This is a genomic window from Clostridium cylindrosporum DSM 605 (assembly GCF_001047375.1).
GTDB classification, from domain to species: Bacteria; Bacillota; Clostridia; order Clostridiales; family Caloramatoraceae; genus Clostridium_AB; species Clostridium_AB cylindrosporum.
Genome location: NZ_LFVU01000026.1, coordinates 41,970 through 66,713 on the forward strand (window position 1 = coordinate 41,970; position 24,744 = coordinate 66,713).

Below are 24,744 nucleotides of genomic sequence, written 5' to 3' on the forward strand. Positions count from 1 at the left end.
AATAAATTACAAAATAACCCATGTATTATTTGAAATATTACTATATGGTTTGTTATATTAAGAATATAGAAATATAAGGGAGGAAGCTTTAGATGAAAACAATAGATTGCAGAGGACTTGAATGTCCAAAACCTGTTATAAATACAAAAAAGACTTTAGATCAAGAAAAGGGTCAAGTAATTGAGGTATTAGTTGATAATGAAGTTGCTAGGGAAAATGTATCAAAATTTCTTTCAGGTCAAGGTGTAGGATTTACTGTGAATGAGAAGGATGGATATTTTTCTATAGTAACTGAGGTAGTAAGCGAAGGTTTAAGTAATAAGGTTGAGGAAAAAATAGTAGATGATAAATCTCTAGTTAATATAGGTAGTGATGTTATTCTTTTCTCAAGTGATAAATTAGGAAAAGGCGACGACAAGCTTGGAGAAGCTCTTATGAAAAGCTTTATGTTTGCTCTATCTGAAAGTAAACTTCCATCAGCTATGTTATTTGTAAACGGTGGAGTTAAGCTTACAACAGAGGGTTCAGATGTAATAGACACTATAAAGGAACTAGAGTCTAAGGGAGTTGAAGTGCTTTCCTGTGGAACATGTCTAGATTTCTATGAACTTAAGGATAAGCTTCTTGTTGGAGGAATCACTAATATGTATACGATTATTGAACACCTTCAAAAATCAGGAAAGGTTATTAGTTTATAAGTTATGGATAAATACATAGTTATTACCTTTGAAAGCGTAAACTTTGCTATGCAAACTGAATCAGTTCTTAAGGGTAAAGAATTAGCTCATCAGATAATACCAACTCCAAGGGAGATAACACTTAGTTGTGGCCTTTCCGTTAAAACTGCATATGAAAACATAGATATAATTAAGGAACTTATAGAGGACAAATCTATAAGAACTAAAAAGATGTATGTTTTTGAAGGACTTGGAAGTAATAAAACATTTAAAGAGATGTAAACAGCCTGGACCTATATAATCCTGACAATTTAGGATTATATAGGTCTTTTTTATACACTTTTTTTAATGTTATAATAATAGAAAGCATAATAAGACAATTTACTTAAGGAGGTTAATATATGGACATAAAACTAATGATGAATAAGATCCTCCTGGAAAACGAAAAAATAATACAAGTTCTATGGGATATTGTCATGATAATAATAATATTTATTTTGGCAAAGATTATAACTAGTATTATTAAAAAGTTAATAGGTAACATTTTTAAACACCAGGAGAAAATAGGAATACAGTTAAGTGAGCAAAAAAGAAAAACCCTAGCAGAGCTTTTAAAAAATGTAACAATGTATGTTGTTTACTTTATAGCGATTATTTCAGCGCTTCAAACCCTTGGTATAAAAATGCAAACAATTTTAGCTGTAGCAGGGGCAGCCAGTGTGGCTATAGGTCTTGGGGCACAAAGTCTTATAAAGGACGTAATATCAGGGTTCTTTATACTGTTTGAGGATCAGTTCGCTGTTGGAGATTATGTTACAATAGGCCTTATGTCAGGAGTAGTTGAGGTTGTAGGTCTTAGAATAACTAAGATTAGGGACTTTTCAGGAGATTTACATATAATTCCGAATGGTAGCATACTAACTGTTACTAACAAGTCTAGAGGAGATATGAGAGCCCTAGTAGATATTCAGGTTTCTAATACTGAGGATTTAGATAATATATTAGCTGTTATGAATAGGGTAGCTGAGGAAATTAAGAAGGACTGTGAATACATTACAGATGGACCTACTGTAATTGGAGTTGTTAACATAACGGAAACATTTGTAACCTTAAGAATAGTTGCAAAGACTATTCCTATGAAACAATGGAATGCAGAGGTAGAGATTAGACATAGAGTTAAGGTGGAATTTGATAAAGAGGGTATTAAGGCACCTTATCAAAAAATGGTTTTTGTTGATAGAAAGGAGTCATAGAAGTTGGTAAAGGAATTTAATCTACATGATATTGTAGAAACTAAAAAAGGTCATCCATGTGGAAGTAAGACATGGGAAGTAATAAGGCTTGGAGCTGACATTAAGATAAAGTGCACAGGTTGTGAACGAATAGTAATGCTGCCTAGAGCTAAGTTTGAAAAGTCAGTTAAGAAAGTAGTTAAGTCAGCAGAGACTGGAGAATAATTCTATTGCCATAAAATGTTTTTTGTGATATTATGTTCTTTGTTGTATCCCTGCTCGAATTATCGAGCCGATAGTCCAAGGGGAGGAGGTGTAAGAGAATGAATAAGTACGAACTAATACTAGTAGTAGCACCTAACCTTACAGAAGAAGAGGTTAAGGCTACATTTGAAAAAGCTAAAGGCGTTATCGAAGGTAACGGCGGAGTAGTTGACAACGTTGACGATTGGGGTAAGAGAAGACTTGCTTACGAAATCAACGATTTCAACGAAGGTTTCTACTATCTAGTTAATTTCTCATCTAATCCAGAATTACCTAAGGAATTAGATAGAATTCTGAGAATTACTGATAGCGTTGTTAGACATATGGTAGTAAAGCAAGGTTAATTTCCAAGGTGGTGTTTTAATGAATAAGGTATTTTTAATAGGCAGATTAACTCGTGACCCAGAACTGAGATTTACTCCAGGAGCGGGAAATGCGGTTGCCACTTTTTCATTAGCCGTTGATAGAAACTATGTTTCACAAAACGGTCAAAGAGAGGCTGATTTCATTAACATAGTTTGTTGGAGAAAGCTAGCAGAGAACGTAGCTAATAACCTATCTAAGGGAAGACTTTGTGCAGTATCAGGTTCAATCCAAACTAGAAAGTATCAAGCTCAAGATGGCTCTAACAGATATGTAACAGAAATAGTTGCAGAGGAAGTTAAATTTCTAGATTGGGGTAATAAAGAAGGTGGATCACCTCAGGCCCATAGAGGAGATTCATTCAATAGAGAAGCTACACCACAAGGTGGAAGTGGACTATTCGAACCAGATAATTCTGATGGTTTTTTCCCTACAGATGACACAGAGATTCCATTTTAATCTAATTCAATAAGGTAAGGAGGGAAAACGATGGCAGACTTTAGAAGAGGAAACGGAAAGCAAAGAAGAATGAAGAAAAAACAATGTGCTTTCTGTTCAGATAAATCAGCAGCTATTGATTACAAAGATATCGGTAGACTAAAGAAGTATGTAACTGAAAGAGGAAAGATTCTTCCAAGAAGAATCACTGGAAGCTGCGCTAAGCACCAAAGAGAGCTTACTATAGCAATCAAGAGAGCTAGAAACGTAGCACTACTTCCATTCACTACAGAATAATTAAATGCCTCAGTTATGAGGCATTTTTTATTTTTATCCTATAAGGTATTTAAGCGGTTTAAATATAGTTAATAAAGGCTATTGACTACATTTAGACCGTTTTTATTAATTATTTTAGTGAAGGATATCCCTATCCCCTGTAGAATATAGTATATAACTGTATTTTTAATTAGTTAATATAAAATATACATATTTTAAAAACTTAAATAAGCCTTAATAAGCCTTGATAAACACTAGGCTATATTGTAGCATAAGTTTAATAGAATTATATTATTGCTTAGGGGGATAATAAAATTGAATAATGAAAATTTCGATATTATTGGAAATATGAACACAATAGATGGCTACAAAACATATCTTATCGGATTCGTAGCAGACCTTTTTGCAACTATGAATAAGTCTAAGGGTAATACAGCTTATAATGATGAAATTATAGATGAAGTGGCAGATATTATTATATGTTCCTATCTTATAAGTAAGCGTATTGGAATAAGTTATGATAAAATAGATAAGAGGATAATGGATAAGTTAAAGGTAGGGCTTTTAGAGGATAATGGTGCAGATAGACTATGTCAGGATTACACTAGCTTAATATCATATATTAGAGATGGAAGACAAGAATAGAAACTTATCTAGCATTATAAGTCTAAATTTTAGGCTTAAGGAGGAATTTAATGGAATCACAAAGCAGTACAAAGGCGTTAGTAGGAACTGCACTTTTTAGTGCTATAACTGTTGTACTGTATGTAATATCTACATATATTCCTATTATTGATATTTTAGTTATATTAGGGGTACATTTACCCATTGTTGTAATATACTTAAAGTATGGGGGAAAATATGCTGGAGTTTCTACAGCGGTAACAACAATATTACTAACCTTTATTTTGGGACCAACATGGTCATTAAGATTTTTATTCTTAAATGCAGTAGTTGGGCTTGTATTAGGATATACATCAACTAAAAAATTCAATAGCATAACATCAATCGCGATGCTTTCATTAATAACATTACTTTCAGTAGGTGTTTTTTACAAGCTATTTACTTTTATGACAGGTGTAGATTTAATGGCTAGTAGTGTAGACACTGTTATAAAATCTATGGAGGCATCATTAGCTACTCTAAAAGAATCTGGAGTAGATAAAACCTTAACAGCGGGTATAAATTTAGATGACTTAAAGACATATCTTTTAATGGCTATGCCGGGTATATCTATAGTTACTATGGGCGTTTTATCATATATATATTATTTAGTAACACAGAAAATTCTAAAAAGATTTGGTTTTGTCATAGAGCCTGTTAAGGAGTTTAGTAATTGGTATCTACAATCAAGAATCGCCTATCCCCTTATGATTCTACTTTTCGGGGTCATGATTTTTGAGTCAAAGGAGCTAAGTATTGTAGGTTATACTATTAGAATTATTTTTTTAATGGCATTTACTATAAATGCTTTATCGACTATTTCTTATTATCTTAAGAAATTTAGCTTTCCGAATCCTTTAATTGGGATTATAGTATTTGTAGTGCTTATGACTCTACAAAATGTACTAATATTTATTGGTTTAATTGAATATGCACTTAACCTTAGAGCGCTAGATAACAAGAGAGCATCAATAAGACGAAAAAAATAACTGTCTCCAAGAATCGGAGGTTTTTTATGGATAATAAAATGAAAAGGTTCTTTCCAAAGACGCAGGTATATATGGTTATGATTGCTTTGCTTCTTTTAGTAGTTATATATTACGATTTACTTGTTGGGGTTATAGGAATTATAGCCTTTACGGTTCTATCAGTATATAATCTTAAAAGCAATAGGCTTAGAGATGATCAGTGGGGTAGATTTGTTGAGGATATATCCTCAGATATAGATATTGCAGGGCGTAATACCCTATCGCAAATTCCACTACCACTTGCTATTGTAAACTCAGAGGGGCAGGTAATCTGGGGCAATCAAGGATTTACAGGAATAGCATCTCAAAGCGTATATGGGAAGAATATTACAACAGTAATAAAAGACTTTAACGTTAAAAAGATAGTTCATAAGGATGAAAAGTCAATTAATGACGTTTTAATTGAAGACAAAATATATAACATTCTAATTAATAAGGTAAAATTAGATCCTAATAAAGAGGATAAGAAGTTTTTATTCATACTTTACTTTATAGATAAAAGTGATTATTATGAATTACTTAATAAGCATAATAAGGAAAAGTCTATTGTGGCATTAGTAGAGTTTGATAATTATGATGAAGTTGTTAAAAGTACAGAAGAAAATATGAGACCAGCACTTATAGCTGAAGTTGACAAACATGTAAATAACTTCGCAACATCTCTAGATGGAGTAATAAGAAAATATGATGATAGTAAGTATATAATTATATTCGAAAATAAGTACCTTGATAAACTTATCGAGAAGAAGTTTGATATTCTTGATGAAATTCGTGAAATAGATGCTGGAAATAAAATACCTGTTACTTTAAGTATAGGTATAGGTTTAAATGGAGACACACTTTATGATGTACACCAATATGCTATAGCGGCAAAGGATCTATCACTAGGTCGTGGCGGGGATCAAGCTGTAGTTAAGGATAAGGATAAGCTATCCTTCTATGGAGGTAAATCTAAGGAAGTTGAAAGAAGAACCAAGGTTAAGGCAAGGGTTATGGCCCATGGACTTACACAGCTTATAGATCAAAGTAGCGAAGTTATAATAATGGGGCATGATATACCTGACCTTGACTCCCTAGGAGCTGCTGTAGGTATGTATAGAGGATGCAAGCTTCGAGGTAAACAGGCTCATATACTTTTAAGTAAATCTAACACTTCTATAGATAAGATGTTAAAAAAGATTCTAGAAATAGAAGAATATGAGGATGTATTTATTAATCATGATGCAGTAGTACAAAGGCTGATTAAAGATCCCCTAATTATAGTAGTAGACGTACACAGAAAGAGTTTTGTTGATTTTCCAGATATATTAGATCGAGTTTCAAATATATTTATAATTGATCATCACAGAAAAAGTGTAGATTTTATAGATAATGCAACGATAAGTTATATAGAGCCATATGCATCTTCAACCTGTGAATTAGTAACTGAACTTATACAGTACATGAGCGAAAAGCCAGGACTTTTAGAAGCAGAGGCACAGGCTCTAATGGCTGGTATATATATGGATACTAAGAGTTTTGCATTTAAAACAGGGGTTAGAACATTTGAAGCTGCAGGATATCTAAAGAGAATGGGTGCTGACCTTATAGAGGTTAAAAGGCTTCTAGCAGATGACTTTGAGACCTATGTAGAAAGATCCCAAATAGTAGCAAGTGCAAAGGTTAAAAACAAAATAGCAATAGTATGTCATACCACAGGGGTTAAGAACTATCTATCTATACCTCAAGCCGCAGACGAGCTTCTGAAGATAGAAGGTATAGAGGCATCATTTGTTCTAGCACCTACTGGTAATAACGTTACTATAAGTGGCCGTTCACTTGGAGATATAAACGTACAAGTAATACTAGAAAGCATTGGTGGCGGTGGGCATATGACTATTGCAGGTGCTAAACTATTTGATACAACAATTGGAGAGGCAAAGGATATACTAAAAAATGCTATAGATAAATATCTAGAAGAGGAGGCTGACAAAAATGAAAGTAATACTAAAAGCTGATGTTAAAGGTTCAGGAAAAAAAGGTGAAGTTATAAACACATCTGATGGATATGCAAGAAACTTCCTATTCCCAAAGGGGCTAGCAATCGAAGCTACACCAGGAAATATAAAGAGTCTTGAACTTATTAAAGCAAAGGAAGCCAAACTTAAGGCAGAGGAGCTTGCTGAAGCTAAGGCTCTAGCAGAAAAAATTGGAGAGCTTACAGTATCTCTAAAGGTTAAGACAGGAGATAACGGTAAAGTATTTGGTTCAGTAACAGCTAAGGATGTAGCTGAGGCATTAGAATCACAACATGGAATAAAGGTAGAGAAGAAGAAGGTTGACATTAAGGAAGCTATAAAGACAACTGGTGTTTATACAGCAGAGGTTAAGGTATACCCAGAGGTTGTAGGAAAGCTTAAGGTAAGCATTTCTTAATATGATATATGAAGACTGATAAGGCAGATGCTTTATCAGTCTTTTTTTCGTTTTGATGAAGGTAGTGCGTAGATTAGCACCATAAGAGTATTTGAATAATAAATGTATAGAAAAGAAAATTCATAGTAGTATATTATAAAAGATATTTTTAGGGGAGAGGATTATGGCTTCTAAATTTCATGGGGTTTTTGTAGCCCTTGCTAAGTTAATAGATAGGTTATTAAGAGAAGGTTTTTTTAATATGGAATTTAAAAGGCTAGAAAATAGGTTTTCAAATGAGTATTTAACTCACTTGCTGGAGATGATTGGAGAGGGAAAGCTTCCAGAGTTTGTAGCCTTCGAAGCTGACTATCAATTACAGATGATACTTAGAAATAATACATTAGAAGAGAATGAGATTAAGGAGTTATTTATTATTAAACATGGTATTCATCATGTTCAAACTCTTGATGCAGATGGAATTCTAATGTATTCAAGGCATTTTACATCAGATGATATATACGATGAAACATATAATGAAATGTTTTTAATACTAAGAGAATTTCTCAAGGACCCATTTGAGGGTAATGATGGAGTAAGTATAAGCACAGAGTTTTAGAGTAAGTAGTATCTATTTAATAATACTTAGTGATAAAAAGTTAGGCATATAATCTAGCATAATTCTACATAGTATGTGTGCTACAATGGGGAAAATAGGAGGGATTGTAATGGTAAGTCTTGCACTAAGTCCGGCTACTATAATTGTAACTATTCTTAATTTAGTCCTTATGGGCCTAGGAATTTATACTTTATTTTTAGTTATTAAGGCATTAAGGATATATATAAAGAAGAACTCGAAATAATATACAAGGGGTGATTCTATTTGAAGTTAGTTATGAAATGAGTCGTTGATATGTAGATCGTGTATCTATTTATAGCTAAACTAATAGAACAGACATTATTTTTATAAGAGGCTAGTAACAGAAAAATGTTACTAGCCTCTAGCTATTTTGATTTATTATTCAATATAATATTCCCCAGGAAATATATTTAATTTAGCTTATTTGACACATACTTGGAAAATATGCTAGGTATAATGATGAAAATAATAAACAGTAAGCAGATATTTATATGGTATAATTAGGAAAAATAAGGAAGCGCAATGTAGTTTGGAGTGGTTTTATGAAGAAAAAGATATTACTAATTCAGCCTGAAAATATTGAAATTAGAAAGTTTAGAAGGAAGCAACTTAATAACTTTGTTCAATTAACTATTCCCTATTTAGCAGGATATATAGATGAAAAAAGATACGAAATAACCTTGATAGATGAATATAATAACAGGATTCCATATGACAAATGTTTTGATTTAGTATGTATAACAGTAAACACTCCAAATGCTAATCATTGTTATGAAATGGCTAGAAGGTTTAAGAAAAGTGGAAGTGTTGTAGTTTTAGGGGGTCCCCATGTAACACTTTTGCCTGAGGAGGCAGAAAAATTTGCAGATGTTTTAATTATAGGTGAAAGTGAGGAAACATGGCCAAGATTTCTAAATAACTTTTATCTTGGGGATTATAAAGAAAAGTATGTATCAGAGGGTGCTGCATGCCTTAAAGATCTTCCTATGCCAAGATGGGACTTACTTAACCGTTTTAGTATATTTAAAGGGGCTGTTATTTCAAGTAGAGGTTGTCCAAATCACTGTAGTTATTGTAACCTAAAACAAATATACGTAGATAAGTTTAGAACTCGTCCTATAGATGAGGTTATAAGAGAAATAAGAGCTATTCCATCTAAGTTTTTTGTTTTCTAGGATGATAATTTCTTTGCAGATAAAAGGTATGCATTAAGGTTAATGAGTGAACTTAAGAAGTTAAATAAAAGATGGGCAGCACAGGTTACAATTGGTGATTGCAACAACGATGAACTACTAAAGGCAGCAAGTAGTGCAGGATGTAAATATCTATTTGTAGGATTAGAATCCTTTTCAGATAATACACTAAAAGGTGTAAATAAAGCCCTTAATAAAACAGGAGACTATAAAAGCATAATAGAAAAGATACATAGAAATAAAATATTAGTACAAGCAGGTATTGTTTTTGGATTTGATACAGATACTAAGGATATATTTGATAAGACCCTTGATGCCTGTGAAGAGATTGGAATTGATGGAGTTACAGTAAGTATACTAACCCCATTTCCTAAAACACCAATATACAATCAGTTAAGAGAAGAGGGGAGATTATTAACTGAGAATTGGACATACTATAATAGCAAAACATCAGTAGTGTTTCAGCCAAGGAACATGACAGCTGATGAGTTATTTGACGGATATATGAGGTTTAGAAGAAAGTTTTATTCCTTAAGGTCATTTATAAAGAGAATGAGGGTATCTAGGACTAATGTAATTTATAACTTTATAATTAATCTAGGTTACTGGATGGCGATTTAATGTAGGTTTAAGTTTATTTTATTTATTAGATTAATTTATTATTAAACAAAACAAACAAATGATAAATAGTATATAAAAGGTGTTCATTTAGGAGGTTTTAGTGTGAAAAAGTTTAACAGTAAAGCGATAACTTCGCTGACGATAAGTATATTATCATTTGTTCTGCCATTCATTGGGATAATAACTGCATTTATAGGATTTGCTTTATCTTTTATATCTGTTAAAGAAATAGTTGATAGAGAAGAAAAGGGTATGGGTATAGCTATTGCAGGGAGGATTATAAGCATTATTGCTATATGTGTGCAGGTACTTCTTATAGTTGGATATGTATTATTTAGCAATACTCCTGCTATAAGTCAGTCTTTTAAAATAATTAAGTAATGTAAGAATCTATGCTAAATAATTATAAGGGGCATTCTAATGAGAATGCCCCTATTTTATTATGAGTTTTGTTTTTCAAACTTTGATTTTCTTATCTTGTAAATTGCACTAAGCATTATAAACCATACTGGTGTTACAAATAATGCTACACGAGTTTCTTCACTAAGTGCTAATACAACTAGTACAAAGGCGATAAATGCTAGTATTACATAGTTAGAGATTGGGTAGAATGGCATTTTGAATTTGCTTTTAGCTGCAAGTTCAGGATTAGCTTTACGATATTTCAGATGGGATACGACTATAATAGCCCAAATGAAGATAAAGCAGAAGGTTGATATACTTGTAATGAGTATGAATACTCCCTTTGGCATGACATAGTTCAGAATAACTGAAATCAAAATGACAATCGCAGAGAAGATTAGGGCATTTGAAGGTACTTGATGAGAAGTTAGTTTTGTCATTGATTTAGGTGCATTTTCTTCCTTAGCAAGTGAGTAAACCATACGGCTTGTACTGAAGATAGCACTATTACAAGCTGATGCAGCTGATGTTAGTACAACAAAGTTAACAATACTTGCTGCTGCTACAATTCCTGCTGCAGAGAATACCTGTACAAATGGACTCTTATCAGGGTTAATTGAGTTCCATGGATAGATACTCATAATTACAAATAGTGCCCCTATATAGAAGATAATGATTCTAATTGGAATATTGTTGATAGCCTTAGGAATAACTCTCTCTGGGTCTTCAGTTTCACCAGCTGTTAAGCCAACTAATTCGATTCCAACGAAGGCAAATACAACCATCTGGAATGAAAGTATGAAACCGCTTATACCATTCGGGAAGAATCCTCCATGACTCCAAAGGTTCGTAAAGCTAGATGCACCAGCATCTGTTGAGAATCCTTTAATAATCATAAAGGTACCAACTATAATTAAACCTACAATAGCAACAACTTTAATTAAAGCAAACCAGAATTCCATTTCACCAAATAACTTTACTGTGGCAAGATTCATAATCAGCAAAATCACGAGGGCTATAAGGCATGGAACCCACTGGGCCACATTAGGGAACCAGTATTGTATATAGAGCCCTACAGCAGTTAAGTCAGCCATAGCAAGTGATATCCAGCAAAACCAGTAGGTCCAACCAGTAACAAATGCAGCTCCTTTTCCTAGGTAATCATGAACAAAGTCTACAAATGAGTGGTAATTTAAGTTCGAAAGTAGTAGTTCTCCAAGTGCACGCATGATTAGGAAGCAAATTACCCCTGTTATCATGTAGGCAAATAGGATAGATGGACCAGCGAGGTGAATTGATTTACCTGAACCAAGGAATAATCCAGTACCAATTGCACCTCCAATCGCGAGAAGTTGTACGTGACGATTTTTTAATCCTCTTGCTAAAGTTTGATTTTCTGACATGCTCATCGCCTCTCTTAAAATTATTCTTACTATAGTATATTTATATACCATGGTAATAGGTGTATTAATTTTTTCAATTTTATTAAAAAAATATTGAAAGCAATATAAAAATTGTTTTATAAAGTACAGATCTAATGAAATAAATATATAAATAAAAAGAGTGTGTAAGGCATTGATAATACAATGCTTACACACTCTTAATTATATTGAGATTATCCATAAATATAAGGATTTTTATTATGTTTGTAAATATATATATTTGTTATAAATTTTTTTCATTTATTGAGAAAATATATTCCTGTATATCTCTTTCATGAAGGTTATAAACAGCAGTAGGTAATTTTCTAGGGATTATCCTAATTTTATTATTTTCTATAACAACTTTACTAAGCTGGTTTTTAGCTTTTACCATGTTAAATGACCCTATATCATGTATCATTTCCTTTCCTGTGTCCTTAATTCCTATAACTAAACTATATAAAAATTCATTAGATTTATCACTAGGTGTATATACTACCTTAGCCCATATAGAATTGTTTTCACAGCTTATATGAGTAATATTGTTTTCTTTATTTATGTTTTTTTTTCGTACAATTTTTTTCATTACTACCTCATAAAATATACAAAGATAATATACATAATATTAAACCTATTAAGTTATGGATTCAAGTTATATAGAGTTTTTTAATTTTAATTTATTTTTAAACATATCTAAAATAGAGTTTACTTCTTCTATCTTCATAAGGTATAAAGTTACAGAGTAAACTACAATTGCAATTAACACCGCAACTATTAAGGCTAGAGTTTCTCCAATTATAGGGGTTAAAAGTAAAAGTACAAGTCTTGCAGAGCATCCCATTGCAATTGCAGATGCTCCTATTTTACATAGTGAAATTAATATAGACTTTAGTTTTATGTAACCTATTTTTCTACGAAGAGATATAAATAGGGTTATAGTACATAGTATTCCTGCTATACTTGTAGCTAGTGCTAGTCCATTTACTCCCATAAACCTTGATAATATAATACACAGGATTATATTTATCACCACAGCAACAACAGCGTTAATCATTGGAGTCTTTGTATCATGTAATGAATAAAACGCCTTAGATATAACCTCACGAAGACCATATCCTATCATTCCTATAGAGTAGAAGAATAGTACACCTGATGTTATTAAAGTATCACTACTGTTAAACTTACCTCTTTCAAACAATAATTTTATCACTGGTTCTGAGAAAATCATAGCTAAAACACTTACAGGAATAACAAGTAAACTTACACTTATAATAGCTTCCTTTAGACTATCTTTTAGACCATCTATATTATTTTCTGAGCCCATTTTAGATATCATAGGGTACATAGCGGTGACAATGCTCATTACAAATAGACCTTGAACAAAACCGTTAAGTCTCATTCCATAATCAATTGCACCTACTGCCTTTATAGATAATGTTGAGGCAATATTTTTGTCTACTATCAAGTTAACCTGATTAGCAGAGATTCCTATGATAACTGGAACAGCTAGAACAATCATCTTTTTTAGATATTTATCTTTTTTATCTAAGATAAACCTATGCTTATATCCTGTTTTCTTTATAAATGGCAATAAAAATATAACCTGAACAAAAATTGATATAAGGGTACCTAGTCCTAATACCTCTATACCTGTTTTTGAACTTAAAGCAATAGAGAACAAAACACATATATTCATTGGTATTCCAACAAGCGCAGGTATTATAAAAGTATTTTTTAGATTTAAGTAAGCAGAAAAAATATAAACAAGTGCAGTAAAATACACACCGATAATTGTAAATCTTGTAAGAGTTACAGTTATATCTAGGACTTTACCTTCAAAAGCTACTGCAAATAGCTTTACAACAGGATTTGGAAAAATAAGTACTAGTATAACTAAAATAGTACAAATAAGCATAGTGAAGTTTATAATATTACTTGTAAATCTATTAGCCTGTTCTGTATCAGCCTCATTTTCTATCCTACTATAAATTGGTATATATCCTGTAGCTATACCAGCTCCAATAAGTGCAAATACGGTTCCAGGAATACTTAAAGCGATTCCATAGGCACTTTTTACATCTGTAATTCCATAAAAATAAGCTAAGAAAATCTCTCTAAAGAGTCCTAGTATCTTTGAAAGAACAGTAGCTAACATTAAAAGTATTGCTGTTTTCCTCATGTATTACCTCTTTTTTCTAATTACATATTACATCTATAATACATAAAGTTCAGATTAATAGAAAGAGGATTACAGGTATTATCTAAACAAAAAATATCTTCAACCTATCTTTTCACACTTTTTGACATATACTTTATTACATTTGTATCTTTTACAATTATATATGGGAAATTTACAATATATTGACTTATTTTTTATGCTATGTTATTATTCAGTTGAATCGGTATACTTTTAGAAATATAACGATAATATCAATAGAGTTTAATATATTAAGAAAATTGGTGAAAATATGAATGAATCCTATTTTAAGAAGAAGAATAAGTTATGCTTTACAATTTTAATTAGCATTTTTATTTTATGTTTTGTTATATCATTTATGATAGGAAAGTATCCTATAAACCCAATAGAGCTTATTAAGGTACTATTATCACCGATAGTTCCTATTACTCCAACATGGAAGCCTGAGGTTGAGACTATTATATTTCAGGTTAGACTTCCAAGGGTAATAGCTGCAGTACTAATAGGTTCAGCACTATCTGCTGCAGGTGCAGCCTACCAAGGACTTTTTAGAAATCCTATGGTATCTCCCGATGTTTTAGGTGCATCTGCAGGAGCAGGGTTTGGTGCTGCACTTGGGATATTCTGCTCATTTAGTTACTTTGGAATATCTATAAGCTCATTTTTATTTGGTATTTTAACAGTTACTTTAGTTTACATAATTAGTATTCAAGTTAGGAACAATCCAATACTAGGACTTGTATTAACTGGGATTATGGTAGGTTCTTTATTCTCATCAGGGACCTCTTTTCTAAAACTCATGGCAGACCCTGATAACGTGCTTCCTGCTATTACATATTGGTTAATGGGAAGCCTTGCATCTATTCGGAGAGAAGATGTGATTTTTGCTATAGTTCCTATATTAATAGGGCTTATACCACTATTTTTATTAAGGTGGAAGTTAAATGTTTTAACCATGGGGGAGGAAGAGGCACAGACAATAGGAATAAATACAGGGCTTACTCGGATTATCATAGTCCTATGTGCAACCTTAGTAACCTCAGCTAGTGTATCTATAAGCGGTATGATTGGATGGGTTGGACTTGTTATTCCACATTTTGCACGGATGATTGTAGGATATGACTATAGGGTTATGCTTCCTGCTTCAATGCTTATGGGTGGAAGTTATCTACTAATGGTAGATAATATTGCTCGTACTATATCTACATCAGAAATTCCTATAGGAATATTAACAGCTTTTGTAGGTGCACCGTTTTTCGTATATCTTATTTTAAGGGAAGGGAAAAAGTCATGAGTATAGAGGTTTCTGGCTTAAACTTTAAGTACAAATCTAGAATTATATTAAAAGATATTTCTTTTAAAGCTGAAAAGGGAGATTTACTTTGTGTACTTGGTCCTAATGGAGTTGGCAAAAGCACTCTTTTTAAGTGTATTTTAGGACTATTAAAGAACTACCAGGGAGAAATTATTATAGATAAAAAGAACTTAAGAAAAATAAGCCGTAAGGAAATGGCAAAGCAAGTTGCATATATACCTCAATCACATTATCCTACCTTTAATTTTACAGTTCTAAACACTGTATTAATGGGAATGACAGTACACCTTGGAGGGGTTTCATCACCAAAGCTAGAGGATGAAAAGGTAGCTATAGAAACCTTAGAAAAGCTAGGAATAGATCATTTAGCCAATAGAGGATATGCTGAGATAAGTGGGGGAGAAAGACAACTTGCACTTATAGCAAGGGCCATTGTTCAAAGGGCTAAGGTTTTAATTATGGATGAGCCTACAGCGAACCTTGATTATGGTAATCAGATAAGAGTAATGGAGCAAATAAAGTCTCTAACAAATAGAGGATATACAATAATACTTTCTACCCATAACCCAGAGCATGCATTTTTATATGGTAATAAGGTTATGGTTATGTTAGATGGAAGGATTATTAGCTTTGGATCTCCTAGGGAAGAGTTAAGTGAGGATTTACTTAATACTGTGTATGGGGTTAAAGTTAATCTTCATGATATATATTCAAATGAAAAAAGTGTTCGTGTATGTGTGCCATCATTAAATAATTAATTATTAAGAGTCTTTTAAATACAGGGGGGTAAATATGAAGGGATTAGCAAAAAGGTCATTAGGGTTACTAGTAGTAGCAACTATGATGCTTTCATCATTAGTTGGGTGTACAAGCACCAATAAAAATGAGGTAAAACAAACTAGTGTAGAACAGCAAAAGCAAAATAAAGAAACAAGGACATTTGTAGATTCAGCTGGACGTAGTGTAGAGATACCAAAGGAAATTAAAAGAGTTGCACCATCAGGGGCTCTTGCACAAATTGTATTATACTCATTAAGCCCAGATAAAATAATAGGTTGGTCACAGGAGCCATCTGAAAGTGTTAAGAAATACATGGATGAAAAGTACTGGAAACTACCTACATTTGGTCAGTTTTATGGTAAGAATGTAAACCTAAACATTGAGGCACTTATAAAGGAAAAACCAGAGGTAATTATAGATATTGGAGAAAAGAAAAAAACAGTTAAACAGGACATGGATGGAATACAAAAACAAGTAGGCATTCCTGTAATATTTATAGAAGCAACACTTGATACAATGGACAAGGCATATACTACTCTAGGAGAAATCCTATCAGAAAAGGATGCTGCAAAGGTTCTATCAGATTACTGTACTAAGTCAATAAATGAAGCTAGAGGAAAAAGTGCTTCTATACCTATGGATAAAAAGTTAAAGGTATACTATGGTGAAGGGGATACAGGACTTGAAACAAATCCTAAGGGGTCAATACACGCTGATGTAATTGATTTAGTAGGAGGTATTAATGTAGCTGATATTACAACTACTAAGGGAACAGGTGGAAATCAGGTAACAATGGAGCAAATTTTACTTTGGGCACCTGATAGAATAATACTTGGACCTAAAAGTATCTATAAAAGCATGGGAATTGATGATAGATGGAAGGATTTAAAGGCAGTAAAAGAAGGTAAGTATTATGAAATACCAATGGGTCCATATAACTGGATGGGTAGACCACCATCAGTAAATAGATTAATAGGAATCAAATGGCTTGGAAATCTACTATATCCAGATATCTTTAACTATGACATGGTAAAGGAAACAAAGGAATTTTATAAGTTATTCTATCACTATGATTTAAAGGATTCTGATGTAAAGAAATTATTATCTAAGTCCACTTTTAAATAATTAATATAGCCCCCTAGTCTTATTTTAATCCCACTTAAGACTAGGGGTACTAGCTTTTTTGAATATTTTTTTATAAATTTAGGGTAGTCTAATATGTAAGAATAGACTAAAGACACATAAAGTAAAGGTTTCAGGAAAAGTAATTTTTAGATTCTAAATATGTTAGAATATATAAGTTTAAAGTAGATTATGTTAAAATATAAATAAAAATAAGAGAATCGAAGGAGGGACTTTTTTTGGAACAAAGACTTAGAGTACCTCCCTATAATATAGATGCAGAGCAGCTTGTAATTGGTTCTATGATAGTAGACAAAAATGCCATTACAGCAGCTACTGAAATTCTAAAGGGGGAGGAATTTTATAAAGATAGTCATAAGATTCTATTTGATGCTATAACCCACTTGTATGACCATGACACACCTGTAGATATAGTAACTATAACAGAACAGTTAAAGACTATGGATAAAACCCTTGATGACGTTGGGGGAGTTTCATATATATCTGAAATTGTATCAGGAGTTGAAACTACAGCAGAGGAAAGGGTTAAGGCCCATGCTAGAATAGTTGAGGATAAGTTTACATTAAGAAGACTTATAGAATCCTCTAACTCCATAATGGAAAAATGCTATGACCAAAACCTTGAAGTAGATAGCATTTTATCAGATGCAGAAAAGCATATTTTCAATATATCTCAAAAGACAAATACAGGTGACTTTGAGCACTTAAGTGGAATAATTGAAAGAAGTTTTGAGGATTTTGAAAGGATGTACAACAGTAAAACTGATGTTACAGGTATTCCATCTGGATTTAGAGACCTTGACTCTAAAACATCAGGATTCCAAAAAGGTGACTTCGTTCTTATAGCAGCAAGACCTTCAATGGGTAAAACTGCATTTGTACTTAACCTTGCACTTCATTCTGGACTTCGTGCAGGAAAAAGCGTTGCTATATTCTCTCTAGAAATGTCTAGGGAACAGCTTGTATACAGAATGCTTTGTGCAGAGGCCAACATAGATATGCAAAAGCTAAGAATAGGTGACCTTGATGATGAGTCATGGATAAGACTTGGTCGTGCATCAAGCCCTATGTCGAATTCAAGAATATTTATAGACGATACACCAGGTATAACTATATCAGAGCTAAGATCTAAGTGTAGAAGACTTAAGATAGAAAAAGGGCTAGATATTATTATAATTGACTATTTGCAGCTTATGTCAGGAAGTAGAAATAGTGAGAGTAGACAGCAGGAAGTATCAGAAATATCAAGATCCCTAAAGGCAATAGCCAAGGAAATGGGAGCTCCTGTTATAGCACTAAGTCAGCTTTCCCGTGCCCCGGAAATGAGAGCAGACCATAGACCAATTCTATCTGACCTTCGTGAATCAGGGTCAATAGAGCAGGACGCCGACGTTGTTATGTTCCTATATAGAGACGAATACTATAACAAGGAAACAGAGAAAAAGGGAGTTGCAGAAGTTATAATAGCTAAGCAAAGAAACGGTCCTACAGGAACTGTTGAACTTGCTTGGATTGGACAATACACAAGATTTAGAGATTTAGATAAATATCATAGTAGCTAGTGGTGTAACCACTAGCTTTTTTATGCCTTTAAAGAAATTAAAGTAATAAAATATTTGGTTATTGGAAATTATAAATTTGATAGGAAATTTTATAGTTTCTTTAATTTTAAGGAGGTGCTTGTTATGTCTAAGAAAAGCAAAAAAGAAAATGTAACAACTAGTTTAGGAAGTATAAATGCATTTGAATCTTTCAATGAAGTAGAAAATTCAAATGACTCATCAGGTAGAATGGTAGATGGTGAAACACTAAGCCTAAATGAAGATAAAGATAGCTTAAACTAATACGTAAAATCCCTATTATAGATTAATCTATAATAGGGATTTCTTAAGTTCAAAAGAAGTATAAGGTATATTATAATTGTCTTATATCTTTTATTATGGAGGTGGAAAAATGTTAAATAAATTAACTAATAGAGTTTACTATATGCCATATAGAGATGAGGGATGTAGGCCAAGCCTTGGTCTTGTAATAGGTGATAAATACAGCTTAGTTGTTGATGCTGGAAATTCAATAGAGCACACAAATGAGTTTTTAGAAGAGATAAAGAGTATTAATCATACTCCTATAAAGTATCTTGCAATAACACATTGGCACTGGGATCATGTTGCAGGAATATCAATAATAGATGTTGATACAATATGCCATAAAAGAACAAATGAAAAGATAGAAGAAGTTAAAAATATATTAAGTGGCGGAACACCTAAGTTAAAGGATGCTAAAATACTTGGTAGAGAGCTTTATAGTACATCTACTAAGTTAAAAGTTCAAATGAATAAAGGACTTGAAATAAGAGGTGGAAATATAGAGTTTACGGAAAAAGTAAAAGTAGATCTTGGGGGAATTAGTTGCATAATAGAAAACATTGAGGGAGATCATGCAGATGACTCAAGTCTAATATATGTAACAGATGAAAAGGTAATGTTCTTAGGGGACTCTACGTATAGAAATCTAAATACAGATGAGAGAAGCTACTCAAGGGAAAAGCTATATCCACTTATAGAAAAGATATTAAGCTATGATACAGAATACTACTTAACTGCACATAAACCATATTATACGAAGGAATCTATGAAGGAATACTTTGATATGCTAACCTTTATAGGTGATACTATAGGGGATAGCTTAGATTTAGAAAGGGCATTAAGTACATATAAGAAAAAGGTAAACAGAGAGATAGATTCTGAAGAGAGAATGTATGTTGAAAGCTTTGTAAATGGAAATAAAAAGTTAAAATAATAAAAAATAGAGCCATCTTACACATAAGAGAGCTCTATTTTTTATTTATATAGTCTTTTAAAATTGTTAATTAACTAATATTAATATTTTTGTTTTCTACAGGTAATAACAATCCTGACCTTGTTAAAATTGGCCTTACCACATTATACATAAAGGTTACTAATATTGCAGATACCACTGCATTAATAAAAGTAGTAACTGCACTTAGCTTTGCTAATACAGCTGCCATTTGTTGAGGTTGTCCAAGAATATATTGTTTATAGAAATATCCAACAATAGGATCAAAAACAACATTAAAAGCTAATCCGCAAACTGTAGCAATAATACTCCATTTTAATATGTATTTCTTATCACTGCTTTGGTGGATTTTAGCATAGTTATGTGCAATTAGTCCTGTTATTAATCCAATACATAATTTCAATATAAAGGTTTTTGGTGCCCCTATAATATACACAGGATCAAGCAAATCTGCTATTGTCATACCAACAGCACCAGCTAATCCTCCATACCATCCACCAAGAAGTAAAGCAGCTAATACACAAAAAGCATTTCCTATATGTAATGAAGTTGCATCCCCGCCTGGTACTGGAATTTTAATTTGAAGAAAAGTAAAGGATACAAAACATAGTGCTGCAAGTACTCCTGTTTGTATTAATTTCATAGTTCTTAAACGTTTGCTTTCCATTTAGTAGTCCCCCTGTAGTTTTGTAATAAATTTCAAGTTAATAAATATTATAACATTGTAGATACATTGTGACAATTGTATGTCAAAAACAATTTTGTAATTGTATGGGTACGGAGGTTTTTATATAGCTTTTATATTTTCTAAAAGTAGAACTAGCCAATGGTATAGAGTATAATATGTATAAAGGTAATATTTGTAAGCAGTATAAGATCTAAGGAGTGAAGGTTTTGAGAAAGCTAATTACTGTTTTAATTATGACGGTGTTATTTATACTTGCAGGCTGTTCAAATGAAGAGGTTATTCAGGAAAGTCTTATTTATAAAGGCGAAAATGAGTCTTGGAGAGCTGAATATAAGGTAGATTCAAAGATTACTACTACTACAAAGGATAATATAATAAATAAATATGAAGGTAAAAAAAGTGACTTACTAACAGTAACCTATAAGAAGGATTTATCTCAGTTAGCTTCAGTTAAGCATTTGAAGATTACCTACAATAGCAGCTGTAGTGGAGGAAGCCTTGAAGATGAGTTTGATAAAAATAATCCTATAGACAAAAAAACCTTTAAGATTCAGGGTGTAAGTGGTGGAGTAGAGGTAGAGAAAAAAGATGAAATAGTAAAAGTGAATATAAACGTTGATGGGAAAATACAGACAATTGAATTGAAAAGCATAAATTAACTTTAGATTAAAGATGATAAAAAGTTTTATTTTGGAGGTTAATTATGAATGGAGATAAAAGGTTTGAGGTGAAATCTTCACAGGGAATTATGGAAACATATAGAGTAATAGTTGATAAGAAAACAGGAGTAAATTATCTATATGTTAATAGTGGAACAGGTGGTGGACTTACAGTATTAGTAGATGCAGAGGGAAAACCAATTGTAACTAAATAAATAGTAGCTTTATAGCAGACGAGATGGTGTCTGCTATTATTTTTATAATAATGACAGGAGCAGGTCGAAAGACTTGCTTTTTTATTTGGATACCATTTTGGAATATAATGGTATAATACTCTTGAAATAAAAATTATATATAAGGGGGAATTGAAAGATATGAAAGGTAAAGTATTAAGCGGTATTATATTCAGTTTAAGTAGTATTTCCCTGATAATTTCACTTAAACTATTTTGGAATTTATGTATTTTCGTAGATGAGCATGGTACATCTCCAACAATAGTGTTTGGTGGTGACTTTTGGCTTAGTATGAATTGGTTAAGATTAGGGTTTCTTTTTATCATTTGTATTCTATCTTTCATAGGAACATTTTGCGTAGAAGATAAATAGGTTAAGTTACATTACATATTATATAACTGTTTTACGTTGAGAACTAAGGAGGGGAAAAAAGATGACTGTATTAAGAGAGAAAAAGACTTGGATAGCAATGAGTTTGTTAATAATCACTGTTTTGTTAATAATGACAATTTTACTTTTACTTCATATGAAAGATAAAAAAGATGAAAATTATAAAAAGGAAAAGTTCAATTCAGTATATTATACAAAACCAGTTCAGTTTAATAATAGTGATATTGATTTCGAATATTCACAATTTCAGGGGAAGACTCAGTCAAAAAAGTATAATAATCTAGAATCATTAGAAAATCAAATAGGTTTCAAGGTCTTACATTCTAATTATTTTTCCAATGATAATTTCGAAGTTGTATATATAAAAGATGTTGGGTTCTCTGAAATATATCAAGTACCTAAAGCATCGCTAAAATCTTATGGAAAAGATTTTGATAAAATAGGTATTAGTTCATTTTTAAATGATATTACAGAGCCATATGTTAAAATGACGATTATTAATAACAAGGATACTAAGGGAATACCTACAGAGTATATGGGGTATTATGAAATTCAAGATGTATTTTCTTTAAGTAATGGTAAAGAGGTTCAGTTAATAAAAGAGTATAATCGTACAGGAGATTATGAGAGATATATAATTGTTTTTAATCATAATAACGTTGTATATACTGTTGAATATATACCTGACCTTGATTCTGCTAGAAATATAGCAAATTCTTTTTTTAAGTAAAAAATGGAGGTGTATTTATGGAGAAAAGTCGTTTGAAGTTTAAAATTTTTATAGGTATCTTTATAGTAGGAGTAATAATATTGCTTATGAGTGTAGGTTTAGGTGAAAGTGAAATGTCTAACGTTATGGTAAATACAGGTGGCATGGAGACTAATGTTTACTTAATTTACTTAGAACAATTAATTACAAAATATAGATTTTTAGGCACTATATTATCAATATTAGGGGGACTTGGAATATTGGGAGTATTGGATGAGTTCATAGATACATTTAGTAAGTCATAATATGTATATATTATGACCAATTAACTTTATTATAAGGGAGGGTTTATCATTAATAAGATACTAAAGTTAACCATCATATCTTTTATAAGTATATTTTTTTCATCTTGTTCAAATGTTCAAACAGACATAAGAACATCGGAAAAGCAGGTACAACAAATTGATGCTATGAAGTATCCAACAATTGAGGAAACAGTAACTACATTAGCTTCGGATAAGTTTGAAGGAAGAGCTGTTGGATTAGCTGGAAATGAAGCTACAGCAGAATACATTGAAAAAGCTTTTAAAAGCTTGAATCTTACTCCACTATTTGAAGATAGTTATTATCAGACCTATTATCAAGCAGTAAAGAGTGATCCTAAGTCAAATGATAGCGAGAAAAAACTTAAGCAATTAAAAAATGTTATTGGTTTAATAAAAGGAAAAAATCCTAAGAAAGCAGTAATAGTATCTGCCCATTTTGACCATATTGGATATAAAGATGGAAATATGGTTAGAGGAGCTTTGGATAATGCATCTGGGGTATCCGCTTTATTAGAAATAGCAAATATTCTTAAGAAAAAATCAAGTGAATATGATTTTGAGACAAATATAATTTTCTGTGCTTTCAATAGTGAAGAGAGGGCTTATGGGGGAAGTGGTGCATTCAATAGAGCAATAGGGTTTGATATCTATTCTGATTTTTATAACATAAATATTGACTGTATTGGAGCCAAAGAAGGTGGAAAGCTTGCTTTAAAAAATAGAGGTAATTCATCTAATGCTTTGTATGATTCTGTAAAGTCTACACTTAAGAAAAATAAAGTTGAGTTTTCTGATAAGCAAGCAAGGGGTGGAAGTGATCATGTAGTATTTGATTCTGTTGGAATACCTAATATTTATATAACTGAAGAAAATATCTTAGAATTAATACATAGACCTACAGATATTCCTGAAATACTTGATTACGGAAAAATTAGAGATATTTCAAGAGCTTTATCTGATTTTATAATATCAAATGATAAAACGGTATTTATGAACTCTAAATAATATACATTATGTTTATATTGTGAGTATAGAAAGGAATAATTATGCCCAGGAATGAAAATCTAAAAATTTTAATAACTGTGTTTATGATATTAACTATTATAAAGATTTTTACTGCAAAAGTAGGTTTATTAGGGGATCCAACAATACAATTAGTTGTAAAGCCTAATCTTACAATATCAAACTCCTATATTATGAAAGGAGAAGATAATCATATAAATAGAGAAAAGTATAAGGGGACTTGGTATTATGAAGGAAAGTATAGTGTTATTACTGGTGATGAAGCAGGATTTCCAGGAGAGTCACTTTATGATTTATTAATAATTTGTTGGTGGATCCTTATTATAGGTATACCTATTTATATAATAAAAGAGTCAAGTAATAAGAAGGGGATTTAAAAATATGGAATTAAAAGCTTATTTACATAAAGTGCAGTACTATGAAACAGACCAAATGGGAGTAGTACATCATTCTAATTATATAAGATGGTTTGAGGAATCAAGGATTGATTATATAGAGCAAATTGGGTTAGATTATGCTACATTAGAACAGGATGGATATATAAGTCCAATTGTTTCGATAAACTGTAGTTATAAGACAATGGTAAGGTTCGGGGATTCTGTGTATATAACTACTAAACTCAAAAGCTTTGGCAGTGCTAAGTTTAGCCTAACCTATAAGGTAATTGATTCAGTTACAAAGGAAGTTCGCGCTACTGGAGAAAGTACACATTGTTTTATTAATAGGGATGGAAAAATAATATCTTTGAAAAGAGAAAATAAAAAATACTTTGAGTTATTTTTTAATTCTATAGGAAAAGAAGCAAGCATTTCAATTAAAGAATGTTAATTAGCTTTATATATTTAATCATCA

The 24,744-nt window shown here is 31.8% G+C and carries 34 protein-coding genes; 30 read left to right on the forward strand and 4 right to left on the reverse strand.

What is annotated here, in order from left to right:
* Nucleotides 1-92: 92 nt before the first annotated feature.
* The 16 genes from yedF to CLCY_RS07180 all read left to right on the forward strand — a co-directional run bounded on the left by yedF (nt 93) and on the right by CLCY_RS07180 (nt 10,170).
* The gene (yedF, locus tag CLCY_RS07115; RefSeq protein ID WP_048570435.1) at nt 93-698 is read left to right on the forward strand and encodes a sulfurtransferase-like selenium metabolism protein YedF; all 606 of its coding nucleotides are present in this window, start codon (nt 93-95) and stop codon (nt 696-698) included.
* Between the two features lie 3 nt (nt 699-701).
* Entirely contained in the window at nt 702-959 is a 258-nt protein-coding gene (locus tag CLCY_RS07120; protein WP_048570436.1) for a putative Se/S carrier protein, read from the forward strand.
* A gap of 119 nt (nt 960-1,078) precedes the next feature.
* On the forward strand, nt 1,079-1,930 hold the full coding sequence (locus tag CLCY_RS07125; protein WP_048570437.1) for a mechanosensitive ion channel family protein: 852 nt from the start codon (nt 1,079-1,081) through the stop codon (nt 1,928-1,930).
* Between the two features lie 3 nt (nt 1,931-1,933).
* Entirely contained in the window at nt 1,934-2,134 is a 201-nt protein-coding gene (locus CLCY_RS07130) for a DUF951 domain-containing protein (RefSeq protein WP_048570438.1), read from the forward strand.
* A gap of 98 nt (nt 2,135-2,232) precedes the next feature.
* A complete protein-coding gene (gene rpsF / locus CLCY_RS07135; RefSeq protein WP_048570439.1) occupies nt 2,233-2,517 on the forward strand; it encodes a 30S ribosomal protein S6 in 285 nt (94 codons plus the stop codon).
* 19 nt (nt 2,518-2,536) lie between these two features.
* The gene (locus tag CLCY_RS07140) at nt 2,537-2,995 is read left to right on the forward strand and encodes a single-stranded DNA-binding protein (protein WP_048570440.1); all 459 of its coding nucleotides are present in this window, start codon (nt 2,537-2,539) and stop codon (nt 2,993-2,995) included.
* 30 nt (nt 2,996-3,025) lie between these two features.
* A complete protein-coding gene (rpsR, locus tag CLCY_RS07145; protein ID WP_048570441.1) occupies nt 3,026-3,271 on the forward strand; it encodes a 30S ribosomal protein S18 in 246 nt (81 codons plus the stop codon).
* A 294-nt stretch (nt 3,272-3,565) separates the two neighbouring features.
* Nucleotides 3,566-3,895: a MazG-like family protein gene (locus CLCY_RS07150; RefSeq protein WP_048570442.1), complete on the forward strand. Its 330-nt coding sequence runs from the start codon at nt 3,566-3,568 to the stop codon at nt 3,893-3,895.
* A 50-nt stretch (nt 3,896-3,945) separates the two neighbouring features.
* Nucleotides 3,946-4,902: a DUF2232 domain-containing protein gene (locus CLCY_RS07155; RefSeq protein WP_048570443.1), complete on the forward strand. Its 957-nt coding sequence runs from the start codon at nt 3,946-3,948 to the stop codon at nt 4,900-4,902.
* Nucleotides 4,903-4,928: 26 nt separating this feature from the next.
* Entirely contained in the window at nt 4,929-6,938 is a 2,010-nt protein-coding gene (locus CLCY_RS07160; RefSeq protein ID WP_048570444.1) for a DHH family phosphoesterase, read from the forward strand.
* The gene (rplI, locus tag CLCY_RS07165) at nt 6,916-7,356 is read left to right on the forward strand and encodes a 50S ribosomal protein L9 (protein ID WP_048570445.1); all 441 of its coding nucleotides are present in this window, start codon (nt 6,916-6,918) and stop codon (nt 7,354-7,356) included. The genes CLCY_RS07160 and rplI overlap by 23 nt, the downstream gene beginning before the upstream one ends.
* 163 nt (nt 7,357-7,519) lie before the next feature.
* Entirely contained in the window at nt 7,520-7,954 is a 435-nt protein-coding gene (locus tag CLCY_RS07170; RefSeq protein ID WP_048570446.1) for a hypothetical protein, read from the forward strand.
* A gap of 109 nt (nt 7,955-8,063) precedes the next feature.
* Nucleotides 8,064-8,198, forward strand: coding sequence for a hypothetical protein (locus tag CLCY_RS14090; protein ID WP_278336152.1), 135 nt, complete (start codon nt 8,064-8,066; stop codon nt 8,196-8,198).
* A gap of 319 nt (nt 8,199-8,517) precedes the next feature.
* A complete protein-coding gene (locus tag CLCY_RS13990; protein WP_242844951.1) occupies nt 8,518-9,150 on the forward strand; it encodes a B12-binding domain-containing radical SAM protein in 633 nt (210 codons plus the stop codon).
* A gap of 42 nt (nt 9,151-9,192) precedes the next feature.
* Nucleotides 9,193-9,789, forward strand: coding sequence for a B12-binding domain-containing radical SAM protein (locus CLCY_RS13995; protein ID WP_242844952.1), 597 nt, complete (start codon nt 9,193-9,195; stop codon nt 9,787-9,789).
* A 102-nt stretch (nt 9,790-9,891) separates the two neighbouring features.
* Nucleotides 9,892-10,170, forward strand: coding sequence for a DUF4190 domain-containing protein (locus CLCY_RS07180; protein ID WP_048570447.1), 279 nt, complete (start codon nt 9,892-9,894; stop codon nt 10,168-10,170).
* Between the two features lie 59 nt (nt 10,171-10,229).
* Here the strand turns inward: CLCY_RS07180 and CLCY_RS07185 are convergent, their stop codons facing one another.
* The 3 genes from CLCY_RS07185 to murJ all read right to left on the reverse strand — a co-directional run bounded on the left by CLCY_RS07185 (nt 10,230) and on the right by murJ (nt 13,791).
* A complete protein-coding gene (locus tag CLCY_RS07185; protein ID WP_048570448.1) occupies nt 10,230-11,594 on the reverse strand; it encodes an amino acid permease in 1,365 nt (454 codons plus the stop codon).
* A gap of 262 nt (nt 11,595-11,856) precedes the next feature.
* Nucleotides 11,857-12,198, reverse strand: coding sequence for a hypothetical protein (locus CLCY_RS07190; protein WP_048570449.1), 342 nt, complete (start codon nt 12,196-12,198; stop codon nt 11,857-11,859).
* A 66-nt stretch (nt 12,199-12,264) separates the two neighbouring features.
* Nucleotides 12,265-13,791: a murein biosynthesis integral membrane protein MurJ gene (gene murJ, locus CLCY_RS07195; RefSeq protein WP_048570450.1), complete on the reverse strand. Its 1,527-nt coding sequence runs from the start codon at nt 13,789-13,791 to the stop codon at nt 12,265-12,267.
* Nucleotides 13,792-14,080: 289 nt separating this feature from the next.
* On the opposite strand from murJ, the gene CLCY_RS07200 reads away from it, so the two are divergent.
* The 6 genes from CLCY_RS07200 (at nt 14,081) to CLCY_RS07220 (ending at nt 19,846) form a co-directional block, all read left to right on the forward strand.
* Nucleotides 14,081-15,103 carry a FecCD family ABC transporter permease gene (locus CLCY_RS07200; protein ID WP_048570451.1) on the forward strand — a complete coding sequence of 341 codons (1,023 nt, stop codon included), beginning with the start codon at nt 14,081-14,083 and terminating at the stop codon, nt 15,101-15,103.
* On the forward strand, nt 15,100-15,882 hold the full coding sequence (locus tag CLCY_RS07205) for an ABC transporter ATP-binding protein (protein ID WP_048570452.1): 783 nt from the start codon (nt 15,100-15,102) through the stop codon (nt 15,880-15,882). Before CLCY_RS07200 ends, CLCY_RS07205 begins: the two co-directional genes overlap by 4 nt.
* Nucleotides 15,883-15,916: 34 nt before the next feature.
* Complete coding sequence (locus CLCY_RS07210; RefSeq protein WP_048570453.1) at nt 15,917-17,029, forward strand: ABC transporter substrate-binding protein; 1,113 nt, start codon at nt 15,917-15,919, stop codon at nt 17,027-17,029.
* A 236-nt stretch (nt 17,030-17,265) separates the two neighbouring features.
* Nucleotides 17,266-18,609, forward strand: a complete 1,344-nt coding sequence (gene dnaB / locus CLCY_RS07215; RefSeq protein ID WP_048570454.1) for a replicative DNA helicase — start codon at nt 17,266-17,268, stop codon at nt 18,607-18,609.
* A gap of 123 nt (nt 18,610-18,732) precedes the next feature.
* Nucleotides 18,733-18,891 carry a hypothetical protein gene (locus tag CLCY_RS13770; RefSeq protein ID WP_161797116.1) on the forward strand — a complete coding sequence of 53 codons (159 nt, stop codon included), beginning with the start codon at nt 18,733-18,735 and terminating at the stop codon, nt 18,889-18,891.
* Between the two features lie 109 nt (nt 18,892-19,000).
* Nucleotides 19,001-19,846 carry an MBL fold metallo-hydrolase gene (locus tag CLCY_RS07220; protein ID WP_048570455.1) on the forward strand — a complete coding sequence of 282 codons (846 nt, stop codon included), beginning with the start codon at nt 19,001-19,003 and terminating at the stop codon, nt 19,844-19,846.
* Nucleotides 19,847-19,916: 70 nt separating this feature from the next.
* Here the strand turns inward: CLCY_RS07220 and CLCY_RS07225 are convergent, their stop codons facing one another.
* Nucleotides 19,917-20,531: an ECF transporter S component gene (locus CLCY_RS07225; protein ID WP_048570456.1), complete on the reverse strand. Its 615-nt coding sequence runs from the start codon at nt 20,529-20,531 to the stop codon at nt 19,917-19,919.
* 218 nt (nt 20,532-20,749) lie between these two features.
* Between CLCY_RS07225 and CLCY_RS07230 the strand changes: the two genes are divergently transcribed.
* The 8 genes from CLCY_RS07230 to CLCY_RS07265 all read left to right on the forward strand — a co-directional run bounded on the left by CLCY_RS07230 (nt 20,750) and on the right by CLCY_RS07265 (nt 24,720).
* A complete protein-coding gene (locus CLCY_RS07230) occupies nt 20,750-21,211 on the forward strand; it encodes a hypothetical protein (RefSeq protein ID WP_423230493.1) in 462 nt (153 codons plus the stop codon).
* Between the two features lie 44 nt (nt 21,212-21,255).
* Nucleotides 21,256-21,426 (forward strand): DUF6440 family protein, encoded by a 171-nt coding sequence (locus CLCY_RS07235; protein ID WP_048570458.1) that lies wholly within the window; start codon nt 21,256-21,258, stop codon nt 21,424-21,426.
* A 159-nt stretch (nt 21,427-21,585) separates the two neighbouring features.
* On the forward strand, nt 21,586-21,816 hold the full coding sequence (locus tag CLCY_RS07240; RefSeq protein ID WP_048570459.1) for a hypothetical protein: 231 nt from the start codon (nt 21,586-21,588) through the stop codon (nt 21,814-21,816).
* 61 nt (nt 21,817-21,877) lie between these two features.
* Nucleotides 21,878-22,564 carry a hypothetical protein gene (locus tag CLCY_RS07245; RefSeq protein WP_048570460.1) on the forward strand — a complete coding sequence of 229 codons (687 nt, stop codon included), beginning with the start codon at nt 21,878-21,880 and terminating at the stop codon, nt 22,562-22,564.
* A 17-nt stretch (nt 22,565-22,581) separates the two neighbouring features.
* The gene (locus CLCY_RS07250) at nt 22,582-22,848 is read left to right on the forward strand and encodes a hypothetical protein (RefSeq protein WP_152668128.1); all 267 of its coding nucleotides are present in this window, start codon (nt 22,582-22,584) and stop codon (nt 22,846-22,848) included.
* A gap of 165 nt (nt 22,849-23,013) precedes the next feature.
* The gene (locus CLCY_RS07255; RefSeq protein ID WP_082141745.1) at nt 23,014-23,874 is read left to right on the forward strand and encodes a M28 family peptidase; all 861 of its coding nucleotides are present in this window, start codon (nt 23,014-23,016) and stop codon (nt 23,872-23,874) included.
* Nucleotides 23,875-23,915: 41 nt separating this feature from the next.
* Entirely contained in the window at nt 23,916-24,269 is a 354-nt protein-coding gene (locus CLCY_RS07260; protein WP_048570462.1) for a hypothetical protein, read from the forward strand.
* Nucleotides 24,270-24,273: 4 nt separating this feature from the next.
* Nucleotides 24,274-24,720, forward strand: a complete 447-nt coding sequence (locus tag CLCY_RS07265; RefSeq protein WP_048570463.1) for an acyl-CoA thioesterase — start codon at nt 24,274-24,276, stop codon at nt 24,718-24,720.
* Nucleotides 24,721-24,744: the final 24 nt, after the last annotated feature.